Raw genomic sequence first — 24046 nt, forward strand, 5'->3', positions numbered from 1 at the left:
ATGAGCACTTTGAGCCCGCTACCCTGACCGTGACCTCGCAGAAAGGCACCGCATGCCCGGCCCTCGCCTCATCCTGCTCTGCGGCCTGCCCGGCTCGGGCAAGACCACCCTGGCCCGCCGCCTGGCTACCGACCTTCCGGCCGTCCGGCTCTGCCCCGACGAGTGGCTGACGAACCTGGGCATCCACCTGTACGACGAGAAGGCGAGAGACCTGCTGGAGCGGCAGCTCTGGCGGCACGCCCAGGACCTGCTGCGGCTGGGGCAGACGGTGATCCTGGAGTATGGCTTCTGGGCACGGTCGGAGCGGGACGAACTGCGCCTGGCGGCCCGCGCACTGGGGGCGGCCGTCGAGCTGCGTTACCTGGAGGCGCCGGTGGAGGAGCTGTGGCGCCGCCTGCGAGACCGCAACGGAACCCCGGGCACCGCCCCGATCAGCCGGGACTCACTGGAACGCTGGGTGCCGCTCTTCGAGGCTCCCGACGAGGCCGAACTGGCCCTCTATGATCCTGCGTGAAAAGGGGTGGAGCTATGGGGATTCGAACCCCAGACCTCCTCCATGCCATGGAGGCGCGCTACCAACTGCGCCATAGCCCCTTGCGATCACCAAGTGTATCGGAGTCCGGGAGGAGTCGTGTCACACCGAGACGCCGTGATACGTCTTATCGAATATGCCCGCCTTTGAGGATTATCGAAGCCTGCTGATCGGCGTCGCCTACCGGATTCTCGGTAGTGTCGCCGACGCCGAGGACGTCGTCCAGGAGGCCTGGCTGCGCTGGTCGGGGGTGGACGAGACGACCGTCGCCGACACCAAGGCCTACCTGATCAGGGTGACCTCGCGGCTGGCCATCGACCGGCTGCGGTGGGCCAGGTCGCGGCGGGAGTCCTACGTGGGGCCGTGGCTGCCGGAGCCGATCGGCACCGAGCCCGACGTGGCCGAGCATGCCGAGCTGGCCGATTCGGTGGAGCTGGCGCTGCTCGTGGTGCTGGAGACGCTGTCGCCGCTCGAGCGGGCCGTGTTCGTGCTGCGAGAGGCTTTCGACCTGCCGTTCGCCGAGATCGGGGAGATCATCGGGCGGGCCGAGCCGGCCACTCGCCAACTGGCGCGGCGGGCTCGCGACCATGTGCGGGACAAGCGGCCCCGGTTCGAGGTGGACAGGGACGAGCGGCGGCGGGTCACCGAGCGGTTCATGAACGCGTCCGCCGGTGGTGACCTCGACGGGCTGATCTCGTTGTTCGCCGACCAGGTGACGATGGTCAGCGACGGCGGCGGCAAGGCCAGGGCGGCGCTGCGGGTCATCACGGGCTCCGAGAACGTGGGCCGCTACCTGCTGTCCATCAACACGCCGGTGAACATCGCCCGTTTCATGGCCTCGATCGGGATGGCGGACATCCCGGACCTGGCGTTCGAGATGACGGTGATGAACAACGCTCCGGCCATCGTCGTCTCGGCCGGTGGGCGGGTGATCACCGTCATCTCGCTGCTGGTGGCCGACGGGAAGATCGAGACGATCTATCTCCTCGCCAATCCGGAGAAGATCGGCCACCTTCGGCCGGGGTCCGCCGCCTGAGGTGCCGTCACGCGGGAATGCGGGCCTCTCGGACCAGTTGCCGCAGGTCGACGCCGGAGTCGTACAAAATTCTGGCGGCGCCGTTGGCGTGGTCGGCGAGCAGGCCCCACAGCAGGCGCTCACCCGTGACGGGCCCTGGGCGCCACTGGGCGACCTCGATCACCTTTCTGGTGTGCATGGCCAGCGGGATCTGCCCCAGCGGCCCGTAGAGGGTGACGCGCAGCGGGCGCACGCGGGAGCGGCGCAGGGTCCACAGGGCGGGTTCGTCGGCGCCGGCGCGGGTGCGGCGGTGCACTTCGTCGAGGTCGATGCCCAGCGTGGCGAGCAGCGGGCGGGGGTCGGGCGCGGCCACGCGCTCGCGCACGTCGTCGGCGGAGGCGGTGAACGACGCCAGCGCGAACGGCCGGACCTCCGCCAGCGCCAGCAGCATCAGATCCGGGTCCAGCGTGGGCCGGCCCGCGTCGAGCGCGTGGATCCCCGCCTTGACCACCGCCCGGCGGGCGTCCTCCGTGAACCTGGCGAACATCACCTGCTACCTCCCCGTCCTGCGAGCGTGCTTGCGATGGGCCGACTGACGCCTGACCCCCAGCGCGTCGGCCACCTGCTCCCACGACCAGCCCTGGGCGCGGGCGTTGGAGACGTGCATCGCCTCCAGCTCCTCCAGCAGGGCCCTGAGCGCGGCCACCGCCGCCAGCCCCACTCCCGGATCGCGGTCGGCGGCCGCCTCGGCCAGCTCCGTGACTTCCATGGTGTCAGCATGTGCTGACAAGCATCCGCTTGTCAACATCTGCTGACACTCAAGCGCATGGTGAGGGTGGCGTGGTCCTGGGAGAGCGTGACCTCAACCCGCCCCAGCTCACCCGTACGACTCACGTGGGTGCCGCCGCACGGGATCGAGGACTCGCCCTCGGGCAGCGAGCAGTGCCATGTGCGGCGGGCCGTCAGCCCGGGTCCCGGTACGTCCAGGCGGACCGGCGCGTCGGCGGCCACCCACGCCTCCAGCCGGTCGTTCACCTGCCGCGCCACCTTCGCCAGGTCCAGGTCCTCGGCAGAGAAGCCCTTCTTGCGCAGCGACTTGCCCAGCCGGTAGACGTCCACGCTCCCGTCCGGGACGATCCGGGACGAGGCGATCGCCGCCTGGTCGAAGTCCGGATGCCCGAGCGCGTCGAGCCGGGTCTCCTTGCGCCACCGGTCGGCCAGGGCGGCGTTGAGGGCGAGCGCGGCCAGGTGGCAGGCGGTGTGACCGGCCGAGAGCGCCGCGCGGAAGGCCGGGTCCACCTCCAGGTCCACCTCGGTCCCCACCGGCAGCGGCGTCTCGGTGACGTGCACCACCAGCCACGACCAGTCCTCGGACCCACGCCTGACCGGAATGTCCGCGCCGATGAAGACCTCACCGGCGTTCGACTGGGCCCCTGTAACGCAGTCGACGACCGGCAGGCCCCCGATCGTGCCCCGGTCGGCGGGCTGGTCGGGCCAGGTGTGGTCGAGGGGATGGAACGGCGTCTCGGCGACGACGAGACCGTGCCGGTCCCCCACCGGCACGGTCCCGGCGATCGTGGAGCGGCCGCTCGTCCGGCCGCCGGGGAAGGTGACGAGGGTGGAGTTCATCCGGTCATCCTCCCAGGCGCTCATCCTCCACATAGCGGTTGCGGCCGGCGTACAGGCCGGTGACGAGCTGCGCGACGAGGACCACGAAGATCAGCGCGTACGGCAGCGCCCACCCCCCGGTCGCCTGGTGCAGCACGCCCACGAGCAGCGGACCGGCCCCGGCGATGAGGTAGCCGGCGCTCTGCCCGAAGGCCGACAGCGCGGCCGTGGTCTCCGGCGTGCGGGTGCGCAGCGCCAGCATCGTCAGCGCCAGCGGGAACGACCCCATCCCGACGGCCACGAGCACCACCCACACCATCGCCGTCGAGGCCGGAGCGAGCCACAGCCCGAGGAACCCGGCCGCGTAGAACGAGACGAGCCCGACCACCATCGGACGCTGGTCCCGGAAGCGGGAGGCGAGGACCGGCACGATGATCGAGACGGGGATGCTCAGCGCGGTGAACACGCCGAGCATCAGCCCGGCCTGCGAGGTGGTGTAACCGCTGTCGGTGAGGATCGTGGCGAGCCAGCCGAACATGATGTACGCGATCATCGACTGCGTGCCGAAGTAGATCGCGATCATCCAGGCCAACCGGCTGCGCACCATCTGCCGGATGCCCGCGTCCCGGCCGCCCGTGTACCGCTCCGGCTCACTGCGCAACAGCGCAAGCCACGGAATGACGGCGACGGCGGCCAGGGCCGCCCACACACCGAGCGCGATGTGCCAGTCCCCCGACGCACGCTCGATCGGCACGGTCGCGGCGGCGGCCAGCATGGTGCCCGCCGCCAGGGCCGTGGTGTAGACGGTGGTCATGAGCCCGGTACGAGCCGGGAAGTGACGCTTGATCAGCGTCGGGATGAGCACGTTGCCGACGGCGCCGCCGGACAGCGCGACCGCGCTGCTCAGCAGGAACACCGGGGCTGAGTCGACCAGCGACCTGACCAGCAGCCCCACGCCCAGCGTGACGAGGGCGAGCAGCAGCAGGCGGTGCTCGCCGAGCCGCCTGGCCAGGGTCGGCGTGACCGCGCCTACACTGGCGAAGGCCAGCACGGGCAGCGTGGTGAGCAGCCCCGTGCCCACGCTCGTCATGCCGAGCGCGCCGGAAAGCTGGTCGAGCAGCGGGCCCACGCTGGTGACGGCGGTGCGCAGGTTGAGTGCGGCGAGGACGATCCCCAGCACGAGGAGCCAGGCGAGGGGGGCGGTTCTGCCTCTGGACTCTTGGACGAGCACGCTCATGGCGGGGGAGGTCCTCCACTCATCAAATCATGGGACGAATCACCACCTTAACAGGACCGAAATGTCCATTTATTCCCACCCATGACAAGACCCCCGGAACTAGGCTCCGGGGGTCTTCCGTGAGGTCACAGGACCGGACGAGGCCCCTCAGGGGGCTCGTTGCGCGGCGGGACAGGACCGGGAGGCGGGAGCGTTCCACCGGGCGGAAAGACGTCGCCGCCCACGGTGCCGGGCGGGACGCGGTCGTCGGCGTCGCCGAGCAGCGAACCGCTCTCGTGCTCGCGCTGATGCTTGCCGGGCACGTCGCCGCGCCAGCCGCCGGTCTCGCCGCCGCGCGCCTCGATGAACTGCTTGAAGTGCTTGAGGTCACTGATCACGCGCATGCGGACGAGCTGCAGCCAGTCTCCGGCGGTCTCGAGGAAGCCCTCGGGGTCGTACTCCATCTGGAGCGTGACCCGCGTGGTGTCGTCGTCGATCCGGTGGAAGGTCACCACGCCGGCGTGGTGCGGCCGGTCGGTGGAGCGCCAGGCGACCCGCTCGTCCGGGTGCTGCTCGGTGATCTCGGCGTCGAACTCCCGCTTCACGCCGGCGATCTCCGCCACCCACTGCGTACGCGTGTCGCCGATCTGCTTGACCGATTCGACGCCTTCCATGAACTCGGGAAAGCTCTCGAACTGCGTCCATTGGTTGTAGGCGACCCTGACAGGGACGTTGACGTCTTCTGAGTGTTCGATCGTGCTCATGGGGTCAGTCCCTGCCCCCGCACGGCGCGGGTTAACGCCTGCGCCACAGCCAGTAGAGGCCCACGAGGGGCAGCACGAGCGGAATGAACAGGTAGCCCCTGCCGTACGCCGACCACACCGTCTCGTCGGGGAAGGCGGCCGGGTCGAGCAGGCTCGCCGTGCCGATGACCAGCACTCCGGCCAGCTCGATGCCCAGCGCGACCAGCGCGAGCCCGCGCGCGCCGCGCCAGAGCGCGACGGTGAGCAGGATGTAGACCAGCGCCGCGAACGCCGACAGCGAGTAGGCCACCGGCGCCTCGCCGAACCTGGTGGCGATCTGCACGCCCGCCCGCGCCCCGGCGGCCAGGGCGAAGAGCCCGTAGAGCGCGATCAGGGCGCGCCCGGGCCCCGCGCTGAGTGAGGTGGTCACGCCACGCCCTGCCAGATCTGCAGCAGCCTGGCGTTCATCACCGCGATCGCGAACCCGGCCACGACCAGGATCGCCGGGCCCCACCTGCTCCGTTCGGCCAGCGCCAGGAACACCCCGGCGGGCGGGATCAGCGCCTCGCCTATGACGTAGCCGAACAGCGTGACCTTGTCCTCGGGCCCCGCGCCGCCCGCCACCGCCGCGATCACGAAGCCGGCCTGCACCAGCACGGCCGCTTCGAGCAGCGCGAAGCCGACCAGCAGCACCATGCCCATCGGCCGGTCGCGGATCGCGACGACGAGGCTCATCAGCATGAGCAGCAGCGCGCCGGAGATGACGATCGCAGAAACGACGGTGTTCATCAGGGGGCAAGGTTATCGCCCGGCGGGGCCGCCCCCGTCGCCGGGCAGGCCGCCCGCGATGCCGTCCAGCACCCAGGTGAGGCCGCGCTCGAAGTTGTCGTCGGCCCCCTGGAGACCCTGCTCGATCATCGGCGCCAGCCGGGGGAACTCGCCGCCGTCGATCAGCTCCCTGATGTACGGCTCCGCCACCGCCGTCCGCTCGGCCTCGTTGATCCCCCGCTCGCGCGGCGCCCCCCGCTCCATCGCCTCCCTGATCACGAACCCGGTCATGTAGTCGTTGAACGTGGCCAGGAACCGCCAGGCCGTCAGCGCGTCGACCCCGAGCCCGTCGAACGCGGCCAGCTTCTGCTCCACGTGCCGCAGCCCGTTCGGCCCCACGGCCACCCGCTGCGAGATCAGCTCGACCCGCCACGGATGCCGGCGCACGACCTCGCGCTCGCGCCCGGCCAGCAGCAGCAGCGCCGCGCGCCAGTCGGCCGGCAGCGGCTCCTCGACCAGCACCTCGGCGGAGATCTCGTCGAGCATCAGCGCCAGCAGGTCCTCCTTGCGCTCGATGTAGGAGTACAGCGTCATCGCCCGCGCGCCCAGCTCGGCGGCCACGCGCCGGATGGAGACCGCGGCCAGCCCTTCGGCGTCGGCCAGCGCGACGGCGGCGGTCACGATCGCCTCCCTGGTCAGCACGGGGCGGCGGGGCGGCGAGGGTCTCGACCAAAGGGAGCTCACCGGGACAGCGTACGGAAGTGCTACGGTGTACGATATGCGATACAGCGTACGAAATCCACTCTGGACCACAGGCCTGGTCGTTCTCCTGGGCGTCGTCATGACGATGCTCGACACCACGATCGTCAACGTCGCGCTCGGCACCCTGGCCCGCGACTTCCACACGACGCCCGCCACCGCGCAGGGGGCGGTCACCGGTTACCTGCTGGCCCTGTCGATGACCGTCCCGGTCACCGGCTGGGCGGTGGGCAGGTTCGGCGCCAGGAACGTCTGGCTCGTCGCACTCGTGCTGTTCGCCGCGGGCTCCGCGCTCAGCGCCGCCGCCTGGTCGGTGGGGAGCCTGGTCGCCTTCCGCGCCGTGCAGGGACTGGGCGGGGGTCTGCTCCTGCCGGTCGGCCAGATGATGCTGGCGCAGGTGGCGGGCAAGGAGCGCATGGGCCGGGCGATGGCGCTGATCTCGGTTCCCGCGATGCTGGTGCCCGTGCTCGGGCCGCCGCTCGGCGGGGTGATCGTGGAGGGTCCGGGCTGGCGGTGGCTGTTCCTGGTCAACGTGCCGGTCTGCGTGGTGGCGCTGGTGGCCGCGTACGTGCTGCTGCCCCGCGAGGCGGGCGCCGGCCCGCGGCGGCTCGACCTGGTCGGGCTGGCGCTGCTCTCCCCCGGGCTGGCCGCCGTGGTCTACGGGCTGTCGGAGGCGGGCGACGGGACGCCGCATCCGGTGCTGTGGGCCGGGGTCGTGCTGGTGGCGGCGTTCGTGGTGCGGGCGTTGCGGACCCCGGATGCGCTGCTGGACCTGCGGCTGTTCGGCGACCGCACGTTCGCCGCGGCGGTGGCCGCGCTGGTGTGCTACTCGGCCGCGATGTTCGGCTTCACCGTGCTCGTGCCCCTCTACAGCCAGTTGGCCGAGGGCGGGAGCGCGCTGGACGCCGGGCTGCTGCTGGCCCCGATGGGGATCGGCGCGGCGATCACGATGCCGATCGCGGGCAGGCTCACCGACAGCCGGGGGCCGCGCGGGGTGGGCGCGGCGGGCGTGCTGCTCGCCGTGGCCGGGATGGCGGCGTTCGTGCTGTTCCACGGAGGTCTGGTGCCGATGTTCGTGCTCGGGCTCGGCCACGGGCTGGTGTCGGCGTCGGTGATGGCGGCCGCGTTCAGGACGCTGGAGCGGGCCGTGATCCCGGCGGCGACCACGCTGAGCACGATCGCGGTCCGGCTGGCCGCGCCGTTCGGCGTCGCGCTGCTGGCGGTGCTGCTGCAGGCGCTCACCACGGCGGGCGTGCAGCGGCCGTTCACGTACGCGTTCTGGGCCGCGGCCGCGCTGACCGCGGTCTCGCTGGTGCCGATCGCGCTCATAGGATCGAAGACGTGGAGAAGATCCTCGTCAGCGCCTGCCTGATGGGCCGCAAGGTGCGCTACGACGGCGGCGCGAAGACCAGCTCCGACACCCTGCTCGCCGGCTGGCGGGAGGAGGGGCGGCTGGTGACGTTCTGCCCCGAGGTGGCGGGCGGGCTGCCGGTCCCCCGCCCCGCCGCCGAGATCGAGGGCGGCGCGGGCGGGGCCGCCGTGCTGTCCGGCGCGGCCCGCGTGCTGGCCACGGACGGGTCCGACGTGACGGCCGAGTTCCTGGCGGGCGCGCGGGCGGCGCTCGACGCGGCGCGCGCGCACGGCGTCCGGCTGGCCGTGCTCAAGGAGGGCAGCCCCTCGTGCGGCGTGCTGGCCGTCTACGACGGCAGCTTCGCGGGCCACCGCACGCCTGGTCAGGGGGTCACGACGGCGCTGCTGGAGCGCCACGGGATCCGGGTTTTCAGCGAGGACCAGGTCACGGAGGCCGCCGGCTACCTGCGGACCCTGGAGACGTAGAAGGCGCCGCCCAGCCCGGCGGCGAGCGCGGTCGCCATGACGGCGTGATACCAGGTGAGCAGCACGTTGGGCTCGGAAGGGGCGAACGTCAGCGCCAGGATCCCGAGCAGCACCCCGCCCAGCGCGGCGGCGTGGCTGTAGATCAGCCCGTCCCAGGCCCAGTCACGTCCGGCGAGCGCGCCGTACGCGCCGGAGGCCATGACCACCACGCACAACGTCTCCACGATCGCGGCCGGGACGATCACGGGCTGGCTCACCGGCCCGACCGTGATCCCGGCGTGCAGCAGCGCGAACACGAAGAAGATCAGCGCGTAGAGCAGCGAGAGCCGGCCCAGGGCCCTGCGGAGTGCGTCCATGCCCTCACGGTCCCATCGCGCGGCGGCCACGGAATCGTCCCTAGGGAGACGGCCGGGCTACACCGTCCGCAGTAGGCAGCAGCAACCTCACCAGCCGGATCACCTCGTCGATCGTCGCCTTGGCGTCCTGGCCGGACTCGCAGGCGGCCACCTCGCGGCCCGCCTCGCCCATCATCGTGGTGAGCAGCACCACCAGCACGTGGCTCTCCCGCGTGTCCGCCAGGCCGAGCAGGCGCTTGTTGCCGCCGATCCAGTCCCATCCGCGCTGCCTGCGCAGCGTGGTGAACTCGGCGGGCCCGTCGTTCTCCAGGAACAGCCTGGCCACCTCGCGCTGCTCCCACGAGCCCTCAAGATAGGCGCGGGCGCCGGCCAGGAACCGTTCGCCGGTGCCCTCGGTGGCCTTGGCCGCCCTGGAGGTGCGCTCCTCCTGGCCGCGCATGAACTGCTCCCACAGCGCCAGGAACAGGCCCGGCTTGCCGCCGAAGTGGTGGTAAAGGCTGCCGACGCTGATCCCGGACGTCTCCACGATGTCGGCGACCGTGGCCTCGCCGTACCCCCTGGCGAGGAAGACGTCGCGGGCCGCGCGCAGCAGCGTGTCCCGCGTGCCGCTCGAACGGCTCCAGCGCCGGCTCTTCATCAGTACTCCCAGGTGTCGGTGCGCCGCTCGTGGCTGATGCAGAACACCCCTGTGCCGTGCTCACCCTTGGCCAGGTCCACCCGGATCCATCCCTCGGCGCGGGCGACCTTGGCGGTGTAGCCGCTGACCGGGCTGGCCGACACCAGGCGGCAGCCTTCGGCGCCGAGCGTGAACACCACCTCGCCGCCTTTGACCGTGACGACCTTCAGCGGTTTCGCGGGCTTTGGGGAAGCGACAGGCTTTTTCGTCGTACGGCGAGGGGTCGCCGACGATTCGGCTCGCGCGGGAATCGTCCGCGCGAGAAACGGCTCGACGTTCACATCGTCCACGAACTCGTTACGCAGCACGCCACGCACGCCGAACCACGAGACCGACACGGCGACCACGGTGGCCCCGCACCAGATCGCGGTATATCTCACGGCTCGGCGCATGACAGGCATTATGTACGGCCCCGGTACGGTTGGTGCGCATGGCGATGGTTCTCGTAGTCGAAGACGACGAATTCGTCAGATCGGCGATCATTCACGAGCTCGGCCGGCGGTCTTCGGGCTGAGCAACCCCGCCCCGGCCCCCACGCCCACCGGCACGCCGTCCGCGACCCCGAAGCCCACGCCCACACAGGAGCCTGGTGGCGCCGTCCTCGTCAACGCCGGCGTCGGGGTGTCCCCGGTCAGCGCCCGGCTGGGCGCGCAGGTGAAGGTGACGGCGATGTGCGGCGGCTCGCGGGTGCGCGACATCGCCTCCAGCGCGTTCACGCCGACGCGGAACCGGCCCGGCACGCCCGCGGCCACGTGGTCGCCGAGCCTGAAGACGGCCAGGGCCGGGACGTTCCCCGTGACGGTGCGCTGCGAGAACGGCGGCACCGCGCGGACCGCGCTCACCGTCGGCTGATCGGGAAATCCAGTTTGCCCGTTTCCGGGAAACCATCCGGCGCTCTTCGGAGTCGTACAGATGGGGCGCGTCGCAACATGGGGGATTCGTGGTGAGCGATTTCGCCAAGACGCGTAAGGGGGCCCGATTTCCATCGGAAACGGGGAAGGATTCATCCACATGCCGGTCGATCTGAACAACGCACAACCCTTGGCCTGGGATTCGGCCACGCTCGACGCGGACACCAAGGCGATGCTCGACAATCTTCAGCCGAACATTCTGCGCGCTCACGTACGTGAGCACCTGTCCGTGCTGTTCGTCCGGTTCAACGACGCGCTGGAGGGGCGGGCCTACCTCCGGCACATCGCGACCACCACGATGAAGTCGGCCAGAAAGCACCTGGAGGAGGTGCGCGACTTCGCGACCGGCCGCCGCCGCGGCACGCCGTACGTGGGCATCGGCATCAGCAAGGCGGGTTACCGCGACCTAGGCCACTCGGTCGAGGACGTGCGCAAGTTCGGCGACCCGGTCTTCCGCGACGGCATGAAGCGGCGGATCGAGCAGGTCGCCGACCCCAAGGTGGAGGAGTGGGAGCGCGTCTACCAGCGCGAGATCCACGCCGTCATCCTGATCGGGGACGCCGACCCCGGCCCGGTCGGACGACTGCGCGCGGAGATCCTCGGCGCGCTGCCCGAGAGCGCCAGGCTGCTCGGCGAGGAGAGCGGGCAGGGCATGCGCAACCCGGCGGGCGACGGCATCGAGCACTTCGGCTACGTGGACGGCCGCAGCCAGCCGCTGTTCCTGAAGGACGAAGTGGACAAGGAGCCGAAGAAGCACTGGGACCCGGCGTTCCCGCTGGGCAACGTCCTGGTGCCCGACCCGTTCGCGCCGAACCCCGTCCGCCATCACGGGAGCTACCTGGTGTTCAGGAAGCTGGAGCAGAACGTACGGGCGTTCAAGGAGATCGAGCGCGACCTGGCCGACGACCTCGGACTGGCCGGCGCCGACCGCGAGCGGGCGGGCGCCATGCTCGTCGGCCGCTTCAAGGACGGCACCCCGGTGACGAGCAGGCGCAAGGCGAGCGGCGGGCCGGTGTCCAACGACTTCACCTTCGACGGGGACGACGGGTCCAAGTGCCCGTTCAGCGGGCACGTCAGGAAGACGAACCCGCGCTCGTTCGGGCGCAACGTGCTGATGGCCAGGCGCGGGCAGACCTACGGCGAGCGCACCGATGAGCCGTGGGACGACTCGCCGCCGGAGGACCGGCCGAGCGGGGAGGTCGGGCTGCTGTTCATGGCGTTCAACGGCAGCCTGCTCGACCAGTTCGAGTTCACGCAGCAGAGCTGGGCGAACAACGCCGACTTCGAGAACCCGGCGACCGGGCACGACCCGGTCATCGGGCAGGGTGCGCGCGACATCAAGGTGACGTTCCCGAAGGCGTGGGGCAAGCCTGAGATGTCCGTCCCGCAGGGGCAGGTGGCCCAGACGGTCACGATGAAGGGCGGCGAATACTTCTTCGCCCCGTCCCTGGCCTACCTGCGCAACCTCTGAGCGCCTGTCCCGGGGCCGGCGCGCCCGGCCCCGGGGCTTCTCCCTCAGCAGAAGGATGTACATCGGGTTCAGCCCGCCGGAGGAGGTGGGCACCCGCTCACGCCCGACATCATCGGTACATGACCATCGGACTGCTGCTCACCCTCGCCGCCCTGGCGATCGTCGACAGCACCAGCTTCGGCACCCTCGGCATCCCCGTCTACCTGCTGCTGTCCTCGGACCGGTCGCGGACGTCGCGGTTGCTGATCTACCTGGCCACCGTGGCGGGCTTCTACTTCCTGGTGGGCGTGGCGCTCATGCTGGGGCTGTCGACGGTGATGGAGCAGTTCGGTGACGCGCTGCGCAGCCGGCCCGCCTACATGGTGCAACTGGCCCTGGGCGTGGGGCTGTTCCTGCTGAGCTGGCGGTTCGATCCGAAGTGGCGGGCCAAGCGGGGCCTGCCGGAGCGCCGGTTCGAGCCGCGCGTGGGCGGGCCCCGGGTGATGGTGCTGCTCGGGCTGACCGCCGGGGCGCTGGAAGTGGCGACGATGGTGCCCTATCTGGCCGCGATCGGCATCATGACCACCTCCGGGCTGGCCATCGGGCGGTGGCTGCCGCTGCTGGCGGCGTACGTGCTGGTCATGATCCTGCCGCCGCTCGCCCTCATGGCGCTGCGCGGCGTGGCGGGTGACTGGCTGGAGCCCAAGCTGGAGCGGTTCCGTGCCTGGCTGGCCAAGCATTCGGCGTCGGCGGTGAGCTGGGCGATCGCGATCGTCGGGTTCCTGATCGCCCGCGACGCGGCCGTCTATCTGTTCTTCACCTGACCGCGACGCAGGGTGATCAGACGAGGGCTCTAAGATCGGATCTCCGGGGGGAGATCTTCGATGTTGCGGGCGTTCCTGAGGACCGAGGCCGGCAGCACCACCGTGCTGCTCGGGGCCACCGTGCTGGCCCTGCTGTGGGCGAATTCGCCGTGGGCCGGCACCTACGAGGCGTTCTGGCACACGCCGATGGGGCTGTCGTTCGGGGACGCCGCGTTCTCGCTGGACCTGCGCCACTGGGTCAACGACGGGCTCATGACCGTCTTCTTCTTCCTCATCGGGCTCGAAGTCTCCTACGAGGTCCGGCTCGGCCAGCTCAGGGACCGGCGGCTGATCGCCGTGCCGGCCGTCGCGGCGCTCGGCGGGATGCTCATACCGGCCGGGCTCTACCTGCTGCTCAACTTCGGCGGCCCGGGGGCGGTCGGGTGGGGCGTGCCGATCGCCACCGACACCGCCTTCGTGCTGGGCGTGCTGGCCGTGGTGGGGGCCCGCTGCCCCGATCCGCTGCGGGCGTTCCTGCTGACGCTGGCCATCGTGGACGACGTGCTGGCCATCATGATCATCGCGATCTTCTACACCGCCAGCATCTCGGTGCCCGCGCTCGTCACCGCCGCCGCGCTGCTGGCCGCCATCGTGCTGCTGCGGTGGCTGAAGATCTGGCGGGCGCCCGCGTACATCCTGCTGGGGTTCGGGCTCTGGGTGGCCACGCTGGAGAGCGGCATCCATCCGACGCTCGTCGGCATCGCGCTCGGGATCCTCGTCTTCGTGTACGCGCCCACCGACCAGAAACTGCTGCTGGCCGGGGAGGCGGTGCAGGAGTTCACCAGCGAGCCCAGCGCCCAGGCCGCCAGGGAGGCCACGCGGCGCGTGCAGCGGGCCGTCTCCGTCAACGAGCGGCTGCAGCTCCGGCTGCACCCGTGGAGCAGCTACGTGATCGTGCCGATCTTCGCGCTGGCCAACGCCGGGGTGCGGCTCGACGGCGAGACCCTGCGGGCCGCCGCCACCTCTCCCGTCGCGTGGGGCGTGGCGCTGGGCCTGGTGCTGGGCAAGTTCGTCGGCATCTCGCTGGGCACGTGGCTGCCGCTGCGGTTCGGCTGGGGGATCCTGCCGGGCAACCTGGTGTGGGGCCAGTTGCTGGGCGGGGCCGCCGTGTCGGGGATCGGGTTCACGGTGGCGCTGTTCATCGTGGAGCTGGCCTTCGAGGACCCCGGCCTGCACGATTCCGCGAAGATCGGCATCCTGGCAGGGTCGCTGCTGTCGGCGTTGCTGGGCTGGATCATCTTCCGGATGGCCTGGGACCGGGGCGGGGTGTGCGCGCCGCCCGACGCCGAGCCGTCCGAAGACCTGCCCACGCTCCTCACCTCGCCGGTCGGGCCGGATGACCACGTGCGGGGTCCCGCGGACGCCCGGGTGACCATCGTCGAATACGGCGACTTCGAGTGCCCCTACTGCGGGCGGCTGCACCCGATCCTGGAGGAACTGCGCAGGAAGAACCCCGACGTGCGGCACGTGTTCCGGCACATGCCGCTGCGCACCCTGCACCCGCGGGCCGTGGCCGCCGCGATCGTCTCCGAGGCCGCCGCCGATCAGGGGCGGTTCTGGGAGATGCACGACATCCTCTACGACAACCAGCGCTTCCTCACCGACGCCGACCTGGAGCACTACGCCGCCGAGCTGGACGTCCGGTCCTGGTCGGAGGTGCCGCGCCACGTCGCCAGAATCGGGCGCGACGAGGAGTCCGGCCAGGCGAGCGGCGTGCGCGGCACCCCCACCCTCTTCCTGAACGGCGTGCGCTACGAGGGCGGCCTGGATCTCGATTCGATCAGCAGGGCGGTGGCAGAACTCCGCCAGTCGTCATAGCGTCATCAAGTCTCGCTCCCTAATTCCTGGAGTTGTCTCCTCTATGGCTTTTTCCGTCCTCATCAACGTCGTGGTCATGATCGTGCTGGGCGGCCTGCTCGCGGTCGGCGCCGGCCTGATGTTCATGCGCCGGCAGGAGCACGGCCGCGGGGCCGTACTGGGCGCGACCGGCTGTGTCGTGCTCCTGCTGGGCGTGATCATCAGCGGGGTGTTCAGCATCGCCCTGCCGTCACTGGTCTCGTCGTTCGGCGACGGGTACACCGTCCTCATCGTCGCGTACAACCTGATCAGCCTGCTCTTCCAGGTCGTCGGTACGGGCTTGCTGATCTTCGGCGTGATCGCCCGGCGCAACCCGCCGCAGGAGGCCCAGCAGGCCCAGGGTGCCTGGAACCAGCCCCAGCAGCCCGGCTGGAACCAGCCCCAGGGCGACTGGAACCAGCCGCAGCCGCCGCAGCAGCCTCCCGCTCAGCAGCCTGGCTGGCAGCAGCCGGGGCAGCCGCCGTTCAACCAGGGCTAACGCCCGCTGAGATGGTCGGCCCAGGTGATCGCGCCCGCGGGCCTGGCCTTGGTGGTGAGATGGCCGGCTCGGAAGGCGCGGCCGAGCGCGCCGGGCACCCGCAGGCGTAGGAGGGGCCTGCGCAGCCCGCGCGCCCGTAGCCAGCTTTCGGCGAGCTCGGCCATCGTCAGCACCTGCGGCCCCCCGAACTCCTCGACGCCGTCGTCAGGACCGCTCTCGCCGAGTGTCCCGCCGCTCGGGCCGCGTTCCGTCAGTGCCACCAGGTGGGCGGCCAGGTCGCGCACGTCCACGGGCTGCGCCGGGATCCCCGGGTCGGCGATCAGCACACCGAACCGGGCCATACTCCCGAGCGTCTGGTCGACGAACTCGTGGAACTGGGTGGCCCGCACGATCGTCCACGGCACGCCACCCTCCCGGACGAGGCGCTCGGCGTGGACCTTGGTCCGGAAATATCCCCATGCCACCCGGTCCACGCCCACGATCGAGACGTAGACGAAGTGCCGAACCACTGCCTCGCGAGCCGCCGCCAGCAGCGCCGACGTCCCGTCCAGCTCGACCGCGCGCGTGTAACGCCCCTTGTAGGGAGCCGTGGCCAGGTGCACGACCACCTCGGCCCCACGCACGGCCTCGGCCGGCCCCTGCCCGGTGGTGAGGTCGGCCACCAGCCATCGCACGCCATCGCCGGAAGCGCGCGCCGTACGGCTGGTGGCCCGCACGTCGTGGCCCGCCTCGGCCAGTTGTTCCAGCAGCACGCGGCCCAGCCGCCCGCTGCCGCCTGTCACAAGTACCGATGTCATAGGAGCTGGACGGCTGGGCAGGGGGAAGTGTGACAATGTTGACGTATATCGAAACTCCGCAGCATGCCTGAGGGGATCATGAATCGCGACCAGCCGGAACCGGACCCCAACCAGACGATCAGGCATCGCTACCCGCACTCCCAGCCGATGCCCTCGCAGGGCCCGCCGGAGTCGCCGTACACGCAGCGGCTCCCGTACACGCCGGACATGCTGCCCGACGTGCCCCTCTACGAGGCGAAGCCGGCGCGGTCCGGCTGGTGGTGGGTGATCGTGGCCGGTGGGCTGGTGCTGCTCATCGCGGCCATCGCCGTGGTGGCCATCCTGTTCGTACGCGGCGGCGGCGCCGCCACCGGGTCGCGGGCGCTGCAGGCGGAGACCGTCACACTCGGGTGAAGTCCATCGTCCAGTTCGTCTCCCAGGTCCGCCCGTCGTCGTCGGAGAACGCCTGCTCCCAGCGGCAGGCGTTCTCGTCGATGACCGTCCAGACGAACCGGCAGCGCACCGGCCCGCCCTCGTGGCTCTCCTCGCCGTAGAACTCGCCCCGGTCGCCCTCGAACGAGCCCACCATCGGGCGGGTGTCGAGCTCGCCCGTCCGGCTGCTGGCCCAGTAGATGGACCACTGCCGGGTCTCCGGGTTGAACACGCGCACGGTGAGGCCGTGGGATCCCTTGGTCGGGAACTCGATCTCGTCAAAACTGGCCGCGCCGCCGAAGTGCCGGGTGGCGATCGAGTGGCCGGGGAACTCGTCCCATTCGTCGCTGCCGGCGAGGGGCTTGACGAGGCGGCGGTTGCGGACGTTCCAGTGGCCGGCGAAGAAGTCGAAGTCGTTCATGGGGAGGACGGTAGGCCCGGGCCACTGACAGGTAGTGTCAGTGTTCATGCGCGCTTCCCGGCTCGTCTCGATCCTGCTGCTGCTGCAGACGCGCGGCCGGATGACCGCGCAGGAGCTGGCCGACCGGCTGGAGGTCTCGGTACGCACCATCTACCGCGACGTCGAGTCCCTCCACTCCGCCGGCATCCCGCTCTACGGCGACGCGGGGCCGAAGGGCGGCTACCAGTTGCTCGACGGCTATCGCACCCGGCTGACCGGGCTGACCGCCGACGAGGCCGAGTCCCTGTTCCTGGCGGGGCTGCCCGGTCCGGCGGCCGAGCTGGGCCTGGGCGCGGTGGTGACGGCGGCGCAGCTCAAGCTGATGGCCGCGCTGCCGGTCGAGTTGCGCGACCGCGCGGGGCGGATCCAGGAGCGGTTCCATCTCGACGCGCCCACCTGGTATCGGGATCAGGAGCCGGTGACGTATCTGCCGGCCGTGGCGGACGCGGTCTGGAACGAGCGGCGGATCCAGGTCCGCTATCGCCGGTGGAAGGCGCCGCAGGAGGTGGAGCGGCGGCTGGAGCCGTACGGGCTGGTGGTCAAGGCCGGTCGGTGGTATCTGGTGGCGCGGTCGGAGGGGGACGTGCGGACCTACCGGGTGTCGCAGATCCTCGACCTGCATCCGCTGCCCGAGCGGTTCACCCGGGCGGAGGGGTTCGATCTGACCGCCTACTGGGCGGGCTATCTGGCCGAGTTCGAGGCCAGGCTGCGGTGGGGCGAGGCGGTGGCGCGGGTGTCGCCGGAGGGGCTGCGGCGGCTGACCGATCTCATGACGCCCGGGGCGGTGAAGGCGGCCCACGAGAGCGCGCAGCCGCCGGACGAGGAGGGGTGGATCCAGGTCACGGTGCCGATCGAGTCGATCGGGCACGCGCTCGGTGAGTTCCTGCGGCTGGGCACGGAGGCCGAGGTGCTCTCCCCGGCCGAGCTGCGGGATCAGGTGGGGGCCGCCGCGCGGGAGATCGCCGCTCGGTACCGCTGAAGACCGCTCTTTGTGGGGATATTTCGTGTTAGGACATCCCCTGCCTTCAGAGAGCGCGCGCCATGGATCTCCACGAGCGCCTGCTGGTTCAGGTCAGCGCCAGGGACGTCTACGACGCGGTGGCGCTGGCCGGGCATCCCGGCTCCGGGCTGGTCTTCACCGGCCAGGCCGCGCACGACGCGGTCCGGATGGTGCGGCGGCACGGCTACGACGGGCCCGTGCTGGCCGATCGGCGGCGGTACGCGGGGTCGGCGCGGGTCCGGGGGACGGCGCGGCTGTCGGCCGACTGGATCGCCGACCAGGTGGAGTCGGGGGTGACGGCCCCACTCACCGATTCCGGATATATCGGCAAAGGGGATGAGGAATCCCTGCACGCCATCCTCGAACAGGCCGCGCGGTGGGAGGGCGTGATCGCGGTGCTGCCCCTGCACGCGCGATGGCTGACCCAGGACCGGGCGACGCTGACCAGGACGGTCGTGGACTACGGGGTGCCGGTGGCGCTGGTCGTCGAGGACGGGGCGCCGTACCTGCCGATGGCGTTGCCGCTGCTCGCGGCGGGGGTCGAGGCGCCGGCGGCGCTGGCGTACGGGGCGGAGTGGGCCGCCGTCGGCGTGCGTGAGGTGTTGCGGCACCTTTATCCGGACACGCACGAGCCGCGCGGTGGCTGGCGGCGGGGCGGGGCGCGCAGCGCGTTCGTGACGGAGCGGCTGGCGTTCGTGCCGGTCGAGCGGCTCGGGCCGGGTACGTGCGGCTGCTCCACCTGCCACGGCCGCCCGCTGCGCCACCTGGTGGCGGCCGACGAGCTCGTGGTGAACACGCACAACGCCAAGTGCCTGCACCGCCTGCACAACCGCCTGCTCCGCGCCACCGACCGGCGACGCTGGTGGCGCGAGCTGACGGCGGCGGCACTCACGGCGTGACGGCCTGCCAGCAGTGGGTCCAGTGGCGGTCGTCCAGTTCCGTACGTGCCGGGGCTCCAGCAGCAACCGCGTGTACGGGTGCCGCGCCTCCACCGTCCGCTCCGTGCGCTCGTCGCGGGACATGCGCGGCGCGTGGATCCGCAGCACGTCGTCGATCTGGGCGCCGGCCGTAGGTCGAGGTCGCCCGCGTGGGCGCCGATCGCCAGGACGTGCGTCATGCCTGGCGCCTCATCACATGGAAGCGCCGGGTGACCTCGTAGCCGGCCTTCGTGTAGAGCCGCCCGGCCGGGCTGGTCTCGCCGGTCCACAGGAACCAGGACGAGTGCAGTCCTTCGGCGCGCATCCTGGTCATGGTGAGGTGGAGCAGGATGTTGCCCAGGCCGGTGCCACGCAGGCCGGGGCCGACGCCGAAGGGGCCGAAGCGTTCGGGGATGCCGCGGTAGGCCGCGTACAGGGCAAAGGCCACTATGTGGTCTTTTTTCGCGATGATGATGCGTTCGGGGTCGCGGTGCCGTCTGATCGCCTCGCCCCAGTCGGGGTTGAAGACGTCGGCCGCGAACCGGATCAGCTCGGGCAGCTCGCCTGTGGTGGGGCTGCGGAAGGTGTATCCCTCGGCTTCCCGCTCGGCCCGCAGCGTGTGCGCCTCGGGCGGGGCCTGGTAGCCGACGAGGGTCCTGTCCATGGCCACCGGCGAGTACAGGGTCCGGAAGCCGAGCCCTTGGAGCAGCCGATAGCCGTCCGGGTAGAGCTCGGCGTCGGCCCCCGGGAGCACGTAGTTCGGCGTATAAGACGAAAAATCGACTTTTGTACGGCTGTGGCCCTCCAGGAACGCCAGCGCCCCCTCCACCAGCCGCCGCCCGAGCCCGCCCGCGCGGTGCTCGGGGACGACGAAGAAGAACGGGATCCAGCCGGTGTCCGGCTCCAGATCGGTGCCGGGGGCCAAAGGGACGCGGCGGCGGACGGCGTACGCGCAGCCCACCACCCGATCTCGGGCCACGGCCACGCGCAGGCCGTGGGGGTCGAAGTTGGGATCGAGCAGCACGCAATCGCGGAACCAGCCGGACGTGGCGGGGTCGGCCGGCATGCTGCGACTCCAGGCGTCCACCAAGGGGTTCTCGTCGCCGGACGCGAAGGCGCGGACAGTGACCATGGGGGTGGTCCTTTCACCTGCGGCTCTCCTGCCACAGCTTTCCCAGTGTCAACCGCCCAGGTCAAGACGATTCGAAAAGAAATTTTCTCCTTCTCGGATCTATTGGAAATTACTTTCGCCTGCGGTATCTGTGGAACGTTGAGGATCATTTGCCGGGTTGATCATTAGCCGGACACGCATACCCCTTCGGACTATTTTGGGAGCGCTCCCGAACGAGCTTCCAACAGACCGAAAGGGCATACCTTGTCCGCTTTACCCACCCGGGTGGCCGCGACCTTATCCGGCGTCGCCCTCGTGCTGGCCACCGCCACCGCACCCGGCGCGCATGCCGCGACCGCCGCCACCGCACCCGGCGCGAATGCCACGACCGCCGCACCCGCGGGAACGGCTCCGGCCCCCGTGACCCTCACCCTCGTCACGGGCGACGTCATCGACTACACGCCCTCACGGAACAGCGGCGCGCCCTCCGTCGCCATCAGACGGCAGGCGGCCAGGCCGGACGGCGCGGAGGTCACCTTCGCCACGCTGCCGAGCAGGGACGGCGGCTACCTCGTCCTCCCCTCGGACGCCGCCGCCATGGTCGCCTCGGGCGCGCTCGACGAGGAGTTGTTCGACGTCGAGACCCTGGCGCGGGAGCAGCGCGACAGCACGATCGGCCTCCTGGTCACCTACAAGGGCGACCCGGCCCCGTCCGCGCTGGCCAAGTCGGCCGCCGCCCTGCCCGCGGCCGCGAACGTCCGCGTGCTCGACAGCGTCAACGGCGCCGCGATGACCGTGCCCACCGGGGAGACGGCCGCCTTCTGGACCGGACTCCGTACCACCAAGAAGGCCACCGGCGAGATCGCCAAGATCTGGCTGGACCGTAAGACGCACGTGTCCCTCGACAAGAGCGTGCCGCTGATCGGCGCGCCCAAGGGCTGGGAGAAGGGGTACGACGGCAAGGGGGTCAAGGTCGCCGTCCTCGACACCGGCATCGACGTGAACCACCCCGACTTCGCCGGCCGCATCCTCGCCACCGAGAACTTCTCCGGCGCCGCCGGCATCGCCGACAGGAAGGGCCACGGCACCCACGTCGCCTCGACGATCGCGGGCGCGGGCGCGACCTACAAGGGCGTGGCGCCCGCCGCGTCACTGCTGGTCGGCAAGGTGCTCGACGACAACGGCGACGGCTCGTGGTCGTGGGCCATCGCCGGCATGGAGTGGGCCGCCGCGCAGGGCGCCGACGTGGTGAACATGAGCCTCGGCAGTTGCTGCGGCAACGGCACCGACCCGATGAGCCTGTCGCTGAACGAGCTGACGAAGCGGCACGGGACGCTGTTCGTGGCGGCCGCGGGCAACAAGTACGACCCGCTGACCATCAGCGTCCCCGCGGCTGCCGACGAGGCGCTCGCCGTGGGCGCGGTGGACAAGACGACGGGCACGACGCTGGCCGACTTCTCCAGCAAGGGCCCGCGCCTGGACGACGCGGCGGTCAAGCCGAACATCGTGGCCCCCGGCGTGGACATCGTCGCCGCCCGCTCGGCCGACTCCACGCTGCCCGGGCTCCCTGGGCTTCCTGACGGCGACAAATATACGACGTTCAGCGGCACCTCCATGGCGACTCCGCACGTGGCCGGGGCGGCGGCGATCCTGGCGCAGCAGCACCCCGCCTGGCGGGCGGGCGAGCTGCGGGACGCGCTGACCTCGACCGCCGAGCGCAACGACGGGCACAACTGGTTCGAGCAGGGCAGCGGGCTGGTGAACGTGGCGCGCGCGGTGACCCAGACGGTGTTCGCGACGTCGGCGGTGGACTTCCGCCTGGTCGGCGGGGCCGCCACGCGGCAGGTCACGTACCGCAACATCGGCGCGGCGGCGGTCACGCTGTCCGTGTCGCTGGTGACGCGCGGCTGGAGCGGCAAGCCCGCTCCCGGCGGGGCGATCCGGCTCGGCACCGAAACCGTCACCGTGCCCGCGAACGGCACCGCCACGGTGGACCTCACCGTGGACCCGGCGGCCGGCCCGGTGGGCGCGTACGGCGGCTGGGTGACGGCGAGCGGCGGGGACACGCGGCTGGTGACGCCGTTCAGCTACTACACGGGTCCGGCCACGCACCGGCTCGGGGTGTCGCTGGTCAACTCGTACGGCACCAAGGAGTTCTTCCCCGGCTACCAGGCCGAGCCCCTCGTGTACGCGATCCCGCTGAAGCGGCCCAACAGCCCCGAGGACCCGTTCAACCCGTACGGGTACTACTACCTGCGCACCGACTTCGCGGGCACCGGCGAGTTCCATCTCCCGGCCGGTGACTACGAGGTGATCGGCGTCCTGCCCGAGAACCGGATCGCCAACCGCAGTAGCTGGGTGATCGAGACCATCACCCTCGACGGCGACCAGACGGTCACCCTGGACGCCCGCAAGACGGTACGCATCAGGCCGGACCTCCCGAACCCCGCCGACGGCGCCGGCCACGCCTACTACGTGCGCACGTTCGACGACCGCACCCTGCCGATCTCCGTGTACGGGGGCGCGGCAGGCGGCGGCCACGACCTGTACGTGTCGCCGGTCTCCTCGGTCAAGGCGGGCAAGGTGCGTCTGTCCCACCAGTGGGACCTGGAGCCACCGGTGCTCACCTCCGCCAAGGCCGGGCAGATCACCCTCGATCCGGCCTACGACATGGACACCATGCGCAACCTCTCCACCATCACGACTTATCCCATCGTGTCGGTGGGTCAGGGACGGCCCGAGGACTTCGCGGGCGTGGACGTGACCGGCAAGGTCGTCCTGGCCGGGGTCCCGCTCGCGGGCGGGGACCGGCCGTACGTCACCGCGGGCGCGCTGATGGACGAAGCCGGGACGAACGCCGCACGGCGCGGGGCGGCGGGCATCCTCGCCTTCCTGGACGCGGACGGCGGGCAGGCGCGGGTACCCAGCGGGGGCTCGTTCCAGCGGCTGGGCCTGACCGCGGCCGAGGGACGGGCCGTGCGCTCCGCGCTGGCCAAGGGGCCGCTGTCGTTGCGGCTGGAGCCGTATGCGGGGCCTGAGGTGGTCTATCACATGCGGTTCGACTCGCGGGGCAAGGTGCCCGCCCAGCCGCCGAAGGTGGAGATGGTGCATCTGGTACGGGTCGACGCCGCGTACCATGCCGACAAACCAGACACCAGCGGCTGGGAGTACGGCGAGTCGTCGACCGGCGAGGAGCCGGGACGCCTGGTGTACGGCGGGTCGCTGCGCATGCCCGTCGCCCGCACCGAGTATTTCGGCCCGATGTCCAACGACGTCGTGTGGTCGCGCACGATCACGAACGCGGGCCTGGACCTGCGCTCGGATGACCGGTTCACACGACAGGAACGGCAGCGCGCGGAACGCTGGTTCAAGGCGCCACTGGTGCCCGGGGCCGCGAACGTACCCGCTGATTACCCGGTCGAGCTGCCCTGCGCGCTGTGCCGCGACGGGGACAGGTTCATCCCCGCTGAGCAGTGGCGCGACTCGGACCCACGTCATTACAGCGGCCTGGGCCCGATGACCTCGTCGCCCCGGCTGTTCATCGGAAACCGGGAGATCCCGGTACAGGGCCGGCGACCACGCTCGTTCACGGTGCCCGGCCAAGCGGGACAGTACCGGCTGGAAACCATCGACACCACCGACCGCACCCTGTCCAGAAAGGTCACCACGACCTCCCGCTTCACCTCGACCCCGCCGTCCCCGGGCGCTCCCGACGGCTACACCTGCACGTTCGGCACGGCGTGCGCGTTCCAGCCCGTGCCGCAGATCACCTACGACCTGCCCCTCGACCTCCTGAACCGCGCCGCGGCCGGGCAACGCTACGCCTTCGAACTGCGCGCGCCGACTGTGGCCAAGGTGGAGTACTCGGTGAACGACGGAACAAGCTGGCAGGAGGCCGCCGGGGTCACCCCGGTGTCCGACGGACGCTATTTCATAACCCTGACCCATCCACCACTGGCCCAGACCAGCGGTTACGTGTCCCTGCGCGTCACCGCCTCCGACCGGGCGGGCGGCTCGACCACCCAGACGATCGACCGAGCGTACGGCCTACGCTGACCCTCTAAAACAGGACGGCCAGGGACATTCCCTGGCCGTCTTTTCCTTTCCCGCAACACTCCCCCGAAGAAGTCCCCCACAGCCCTCCCACAGAAGCTCCTCACAGCGCTCTCCCACAGAAGTCCCCACCGCCCTCTCTCACAGGGTTCCCCGCAGCGCTCTCCCACAGGCGTTCCCCACAGCACCCTCCCGCAGAAGTCCTCTTCAGAGTTCCCCACGCAGGAGA

General features: G+C 70.9%; 27 protein-coding genes and 1 tRNA gene. 12 read left to right on the forward strand and 16 right to left on the reverse strand.

Going from position 1 to position 24046, the window contains the following annotated elements; translation table 11 throughout:
* Window positions 1-52 precede the first annotated feature (52 nt).
* The gene (locus C4V41_RS53910) at window positions 53-514 is read left to right on the forward strand and encodes an AAA family ATPase (protein WP_103963852.1); all 462 of its coding nucleotides are present in this window, start codon (window positions 53-55) and stop codon (window positions 512-514) included.
* A 7-nt stretch (window positions 515-521) separates the two neighbouring features.
* Here the strand turns inward: C4V41_RS53910 and C4V41_RS53915 are convergent.
* Window positions 522-594, reverse strand: a tRNA-Ala gene (locus C4V41_RS53915).
* Between the two features lie 74 nt (window positions 595-668).
* On the opposite strand from C4V41_RS53915, the gene sigJ reads away from it, so the two are divergent.
* Window positions 669-1568: an RNA polymerase sigma factor SigJ gene (sigJ, locus tag C4V41_RS53920; RefSeq protein WP_103963853.1), complete on the forward strand. Its 900-nt coding sequence runs from the start codon at window positions 669-671 to the stop codon at window positions 1566-1568.
* Window positions 1569-1575: 7 nt separating this feature from the next.
* On the opposite strand, the gene C4V41_RS53925 is transcribed toward sigJ, so the two are convergent.
* The 8 genes from C4V41_RS53925 to C4V41_RS53960 all read right to left on the reverse strand — a co-directional run bounded on the left by C4V41_RS53925 (window position 1576) and on the right by C4V41_RS53960 (window position 6626).
* Window positions 1576-2094 carry a Clp protease N-terminal domain-containing protein gene (locus C4V41_RS53925; protein ID WP_103963854.1) on the reverse strand — a complete coding sequence of 173 codons (519 nt, stop codon included), beginning with the start codon at window positions 2092-2094 and terminating at the stop codon, window positions 1576-1578.
* A 6-nt stretch (window positions 2095-2100) separates the two neighbouring features.
* Window positions 2101-2316 (reverse strand): helix-turn-helix domain-containing protein, encoded by a 216-nt coding sequence (locus C4V41_RS53930; protein WP_103963855.1) that lies wholly within the window; start codon window positions 2314-2316, stop codon window positions 2101-2103.
* Between the two features lie 32 nt (window positions 2317-2348).
* Entirely contained in the window at window positions 2349-3176 is an 828-nt protein-coding gene (locus tag C4V41_RS53935) for an alanyl-tRNA editing protein (RefSeq protein WP_103963856.1), read from the reverse strand.
* A gap of 4 nt (window positions 3177-3180) precedes the next feature.
* Window positions 3181-4392 (reverse strand): CynX/NimT family MFS transporter, encoded by a 1212-nt coding sequence (locus C4V41_RS53940; protein ID WP_103963857.1) that lies wholly within the window; start codon window positions 4390-4392, stop codon window positions 3181-3183.
* Window positions 4393-4517: 125 nt separating this feature from the next.
* The gene (locus C4V41_RS53945; RefSeq protein WP_103963858.1) at window positions 4518-5135 is read right to left on the reverse strand and encodes an SRPBCC family protein; all 618 of its coding nucleotides are present in this window, start codon (window positions 5133-5135) and stop codon (window positions 4518-4520) included.
* 31 nt (window positions 5136-5166) lie between these two features.
* Window positions 5167-5544, reverse strand: a complete 378-nt coding sequence (locus C4V41_RS53950) for a hypothetical protein (protein WP_103963859.1) — start codon at window positions 5542-5544, stop codon at window positions 5167-5169.
* Window positions 5541-5903, reverse strand: a complete 363-nt coding sequence (locus tag C4V41_RS53955; RefSeq protein ID WP_103963860.1) for a hypothetical protein — start codon at window positions 5901-5903, stop codon at window positions 5541-5543. Before C4V41_RS53955 ends, C4V41_RS53950 begins: the two co-directional genes overlap by 4 nt.
* 12 nt (window positions 5904-5915) lie before the next feature.
* A complete protein-coding gene (locus C4V41_RS53960; RefSeq protein ID WP_200824888.1) occupies window positions 5916-6626 on the reverse strand; it encodes a TetR/AcrR family transcriptional regulator in 711 nt (236 codons plus the stop codon).
* A 34-nt stretch (window positions 6627-6660) separates the two neighbouring features.
* Here C4V41_RS53960 and C4V41_RS53965 point away from each other — a divergent pair, with 34 nt between their 5' ends.
* Entirely contained in the window at window positions 6661-8013 is a 1353-nt protein-coding gene (locus C4V41_RS53965; protein WP_200824889.1) for a DHA2 family efflux MFS transporter permease subunit, read from the forward strand.
* The gene (locus C4V41_RS53970; RefSeq protein WP_103963862.1) at window positions 7983-8477 is read left to right on the forward strand and encodes a DUF523 domain-containing protein; all 495 of its coding nucleotides are present in this window, start codon (window positions 7983-7985) and stop codon (window positions 8475-8477) included. Before C4V41_RS53965 ends, C4V41_RS53970 begins: the two co-directional genes overlap by 31 nt.
* On the opposite strand, the gene C4V41_RS53975 is transcribed toward C4V41_RS53970, so the two are convergent.
* The 4 genes from C4V41_RS53975 to C4V41_RS53990 all read right to left on the reverse strand — a co-directional run bounded on the left by C4V41_RS53975 (window position 8453) and on the right by C4V41_RS53990 (window position 10351).
* Window positions 8453-8833, reverse strand: coding sequence for a hypothetical protein (locus C4V41_RS53975; RefSeq protein WP_146104171.1), 381 nt, complete (start codon window positions 8831-8833; stop codon window positions 8453-8455). The two genes, C4V41_RS53970 and C4V41_RS53975, sit on opposite strands and share 25 nt — an antisense overlap.
* A 40-nt stretch (window positions 8834-8873) precedes the next feature.
* On the reverse strand, window positions 8874-9470 hold the full coding sequence (locus C4V41_RS53980) for a TetR/AcrR family transcriptional regulator (protein WP_103963864.1): 597 nt from the start codon (window positions 9468-9470) through the stop codon (window positions 8874-8876).
* Window positions 9470-9901 (reverse strand): hypothetical protein, encoded by a 432-nt coding sequence (locus C4V41_RS53985; RefSeq protein ID WP_146104172.1) that lies wholly within the window; start codon window positions 9899-9901, stop codon window positions 9470-9472. Before C4V41_RS53985 ends, C4V41_RS53980 begins: the two co-directional genes overlap by 1 nt.
* A gap of 87 nt (window positions 9902-9988) precedes the next feature.
* Window positions 9989-10351: a hypothetical protein gene (locus C4V41_RS53990; protein WP_103963866.1), complete on the reverse strand. Its 363-nt coding sequence runs from the start codon at window positions 10349-10351 to the stop codon at window positions 9989-9991.
* A gap of 169 nt (window positions 10352-10520) precedes the next feature.
* Here C4V41_RS53990 and C4V41_RS53995 point away from each other — a divergent pair, with 169 nt between their 5' ends.
* From C4V41_RS53995 to C4V41_RS54010, 4 genes are all read left to right on the forward strand, one after another.
* Complete coding sequence (locus tag C4V41_RS53995) at window positions 10521-11891, forward strand: Dyp-type peroxidase (RefSeq protein WP_103963867.1); 1371 nt, start codon at window positions 10521-10523, stop codon at window positions 11889-11891.
* A 119-nt stretch (window positions 11892-12010) separates the two neighbouring features.
* Window positions 12011-12694 carry a GAP family protein gene (locus C4V41_RS54000; protein ID WP_103963868.1) on the forward strand — a complete coding sequence of 228 codons (684 nt, stop codon included), beginning with the start codon at window positions 12011-12013 and terminating at the stop codon, window positions 12692-12694.
* A gap of 60 nt (window positions 12695-12754) precedes the next feature.
* On the forward strand, window positions 12755-14551 hold the full coding sequence (gene nhaA, locus C4V41_RS54005) for a Na+/H+ antiporter NhaA (RefSeq protein WP_103963869.1): 1797 nt from the start codon (window positions 12755-12757) through the stop codon (window positions 14549-14551).
* A 43-nt stretch (window positions 14552-14594) separates the two neighbouring features.
* Window positions 14595-15068: a hypothetical protein gene (locus tag C4V41_RS54010; RefSeq protein ID WP_103963870.1), complete on the forward strand. Its 474-nt coding sequence runs from the start codon at window positions 14595-14597 to the stop codon at window positions 15066-15068.
* Here the strand turns inward: C4V41_RS54010 and C4V41_RS54015 are convergent.
* Window positions 15065-15865, reverse strand: coding sequence for an SDR family oxidoreductase (locus tag C4V41_RS54015; protein ID WP_103963871.1), 801 nt, complete (start codon window positions 15863-15865; stop codon window positions 15065-15067). The genes C4V41_RS54010 and C4V41_RS54015 overlap by 4 nt on opposite strands.
* Window positions 15866-15928: 63 nt before the next feature.
* Here C4V41_RS54015 and C4V41_RS54020 point away from each other — a divergent pair, with 63 nt between their 5' ends.
* A complete protein-coding gene (locus C4V41_RS54020; RefSeq protein WP_146104173.1) occupies window positions 15929-16258 on the forward strand; it encodes a hypothetical protein in 330 nt (109 codons plus the stop codon).
* Here C4V41_RS54020 and C4V41_RS54025 read toward each other — a convergent pair.
* Window positions 16245-16697 carry a hypothetical protein gene (locus tag C4V41_RS54025; RefSeq protein WP_103963873.1) on the reverse strand — a complete coding sequence of 151 codons (453 nt, stop codon included), beginning with the start codon at window positions 16695-16697 and terminating at the stop codon, window positions 16245-16247. The two genes, C4V41_RS54020 and C4V41_RS54025, sit on opposite strands and share 14 nt — an antisense overlap.
* A 46-nt stretch (window positions 16698-16743) precedes the next feature.
* Between C4V41_RS54025 and C4V41_RS54030 the strand changes: the two genes are divergently transcribed.
* Both C4V41_RS54030 and C4V41_RS54035 read left to right on the forward strand, forming a co-directional pair.
* Entirely contained in the window at window positions 16744-17715 is a 972-nt protein-coding gene (locus C4V41_RS54030) for a helix-turn-helix transcriptional regulator (RefSeq protein WP_103963911.1), read from the forward strand.
* A gap of 62 nt (window positions 17716-17777) precedes the next feature.
* On the forward strand, window positions 17778-18635 hold the full coding sequence (locus C4V41_RS54035) for a hypothetical protein (RefSeq protein ID WP_103963874.1): 858 nt from the start codon (window positions 17778-17780) through the stop codon (window positions 18633-18635).
* Between the two features lie 214 nt (window positions 18636-18849).
* Here the strand turns inward: C4V41_RS54035 and C4V41_RS54040 are convergent, their stop codons facing one another.
* Window positions 18850-19785, reverse strand: coding sequence for a GNAT family N-acetyltransferase (locus C4V41_RS54040; protein ID WP_103963875.1), 936 nt, complete (start codon window positions 19783-19785; stop codon window positions 18850-18852).
* Window positions 19786-20028: 243 nt separating this feature from the next.
* Between C4V41_RS54040 and C4V41_RS54045 the strand changes: the two genes are divergently transcribed.
* Complete coding sequence (locus tag C4V41_RS54045) at window positions 20029-23820, forward strand: S8 family peptidase (protein ID WP_146104174.1); 3792 nt, start codon at window positions 20029-20031, stop codon at window positions 23818-23820.
* Window positions 23821-24046 lie beyond the last annotated feature (226 nt).

The organism is Nonomuraea solani (assembly GCF_900108335.1).
GTDB classification, from domain to species: Bacteria; Actinomycetota; Actinomycetes; order Streptosporangiales; family Streptosporangiaceae; genus Nonomuraea; species Nonomuraea solani.

Coding starts and splice junctions, on each gene's coding strand:
- C4V41_RS54000 (WP_103963868.1), top strand. CDS start 12,011: ATGACCATCGGACTGCTGCTCACCCTCGCCGCCCTGGCGATCGTCGAC.
- C4V41_RS54010 (WP_103963870.1), top strand. CDS start 14,595: ATGGCTTTTTCCGTCCTCATCAACGTCGTGGTCATGATCGTGCTGGGC.
- C4V41_RS53985 (WP_146104172.1), bottom strand. CDS start 9,901: ATGCGCCGAGCCGTGAGATATACCGCGATCTGGTGCGGGGCCACCGTG.
- C4V41_RS54015 (WP_103963871.1), bottom strand. CDS start 15,865: ATGACATCGGTACTTGTGACAGGCGGCAGCGGGCGGCTGGGCCGCGTG.
- C4V41_RS53935 (WP_103963856.1), bottom strand. CDS start 3,176: ATGAACTCCACCCTCGTCACCTTCCCCGGCGGCCGGACGAGCGGCCGC.
- C4V41_RS53965 (WP_200824889.1), top strand. CDS start 6,661: ATGCGATACAGCGTACGAAATCCACTCTGGACCACAGGCCTGGTCGTT.
- C4V41_RS53975 (WP_146104171.1), bottom strand. CDS start 8,833: ATGGACGCACTCCGCAGGGCCCTGGGCCGGCTCTCGCTGCTCTACGCG.
- C4V41_RS54020 (WP_146104173.1), top strand. CDS start 15,929: ATGCCTGAGGGGATCATGAATCGCGACCAGCCGGAACCGGACCCCAAC.
- C4V41_RS54040 (WP_103963875.1), bottom strand. CDS start 19,785: ATGGTCACTGTCCGCGCCTTCGCGTCCGGCGACGAGAACCCCTTGGTG.
- sigJ (WP_103963853.1), top strand. CDS start 669: ATGCCCGCCTTTGAGGATTATCGAAGCCTGCTGATCGGCGTCGCCTAC.
- C4V41_RS53945 (WP_103963858.1), bottom strand. CDS start 5,135: ATGAGCACGATCGAACACTCAGAAGACGTCAACGTCCCTGTCAGGGTC.
- C4V41_RS53940 (WP_103963857.1), bottom strand. CDS start 4,392: ATGAGCGTGCTCGTCCAAGAGTCCAGAGGCAGAACCGCCCCCCTCGCC.
- C4V41_RS53910 (WP_103963852.1), top strand. CDS start 53: ATGCCCGGCCCTCGCCTCATCCTGCTCTGCGGCCTGCCCGGCTCGGGC.
- C4V41_RS53930 (WP_103963855.1), bottom strand. CDS start 2,316: ATGGAAGTCACGGAGCTGGCCGAGGCGGCCGCCGACCGCGATCCGGGA.
- C4V41_RS53980 (WP_103963864.1), bottom strand. CDS start 9,470: ATGAAGAGCCGGCGCTGGAGCCGTTCGAGCGGCACGCGGGACACGCTG.
- C4V41_RS54035 (WP_103963874.1), top strand. CDS start 17,778: ATGGATCTCCACGAGCGCCTGCTGGTTCAGGTCAGCGCCAGGGACGTC.
- C4V41_RS53955 (WP_103963860.1), bottom strand. CDS start 5,903: ATGAACACCGTCGTTTCTGCGATCGTCATCTCCGGCGCGCTGCTGCTC.
- C4V41_RS53925 (WP_103963854.1), bottom strand. CDS start 2,094: ATGTTCGCCAGGTTCACGGAGGACGCCCGCCGGGCGGTGGTCAAGGCG.
- nhaA (WP_103963869.1), top strand. CDS start 12,755: ATGTTGCGGGCGTTCCTGAGGACCGAGGCCGGCAGCACCACCGTGCTG.
- C4V41_RS54030 (WP_103963911.1), top strand. CDS start 16,744: ATGCGCGCTTCCCGGCTCGTCTCGATCCTGCTGCTGCTGCAGACGCGC.
- C4V41_RS54025 (WP_103963873.1), bottom strand. CDS start 16,697: ATGAACGACTTCGACTTCTTCGCCGGCCACTGGAACGTCCGCAACCGC.
- C4V41_RS53995 (WP_103963867.1), top strand. CDS start 10,521: ATGCCGGTCGATCTGAACAACGCACAACCCTTGGCCTGGGATTCGGCC.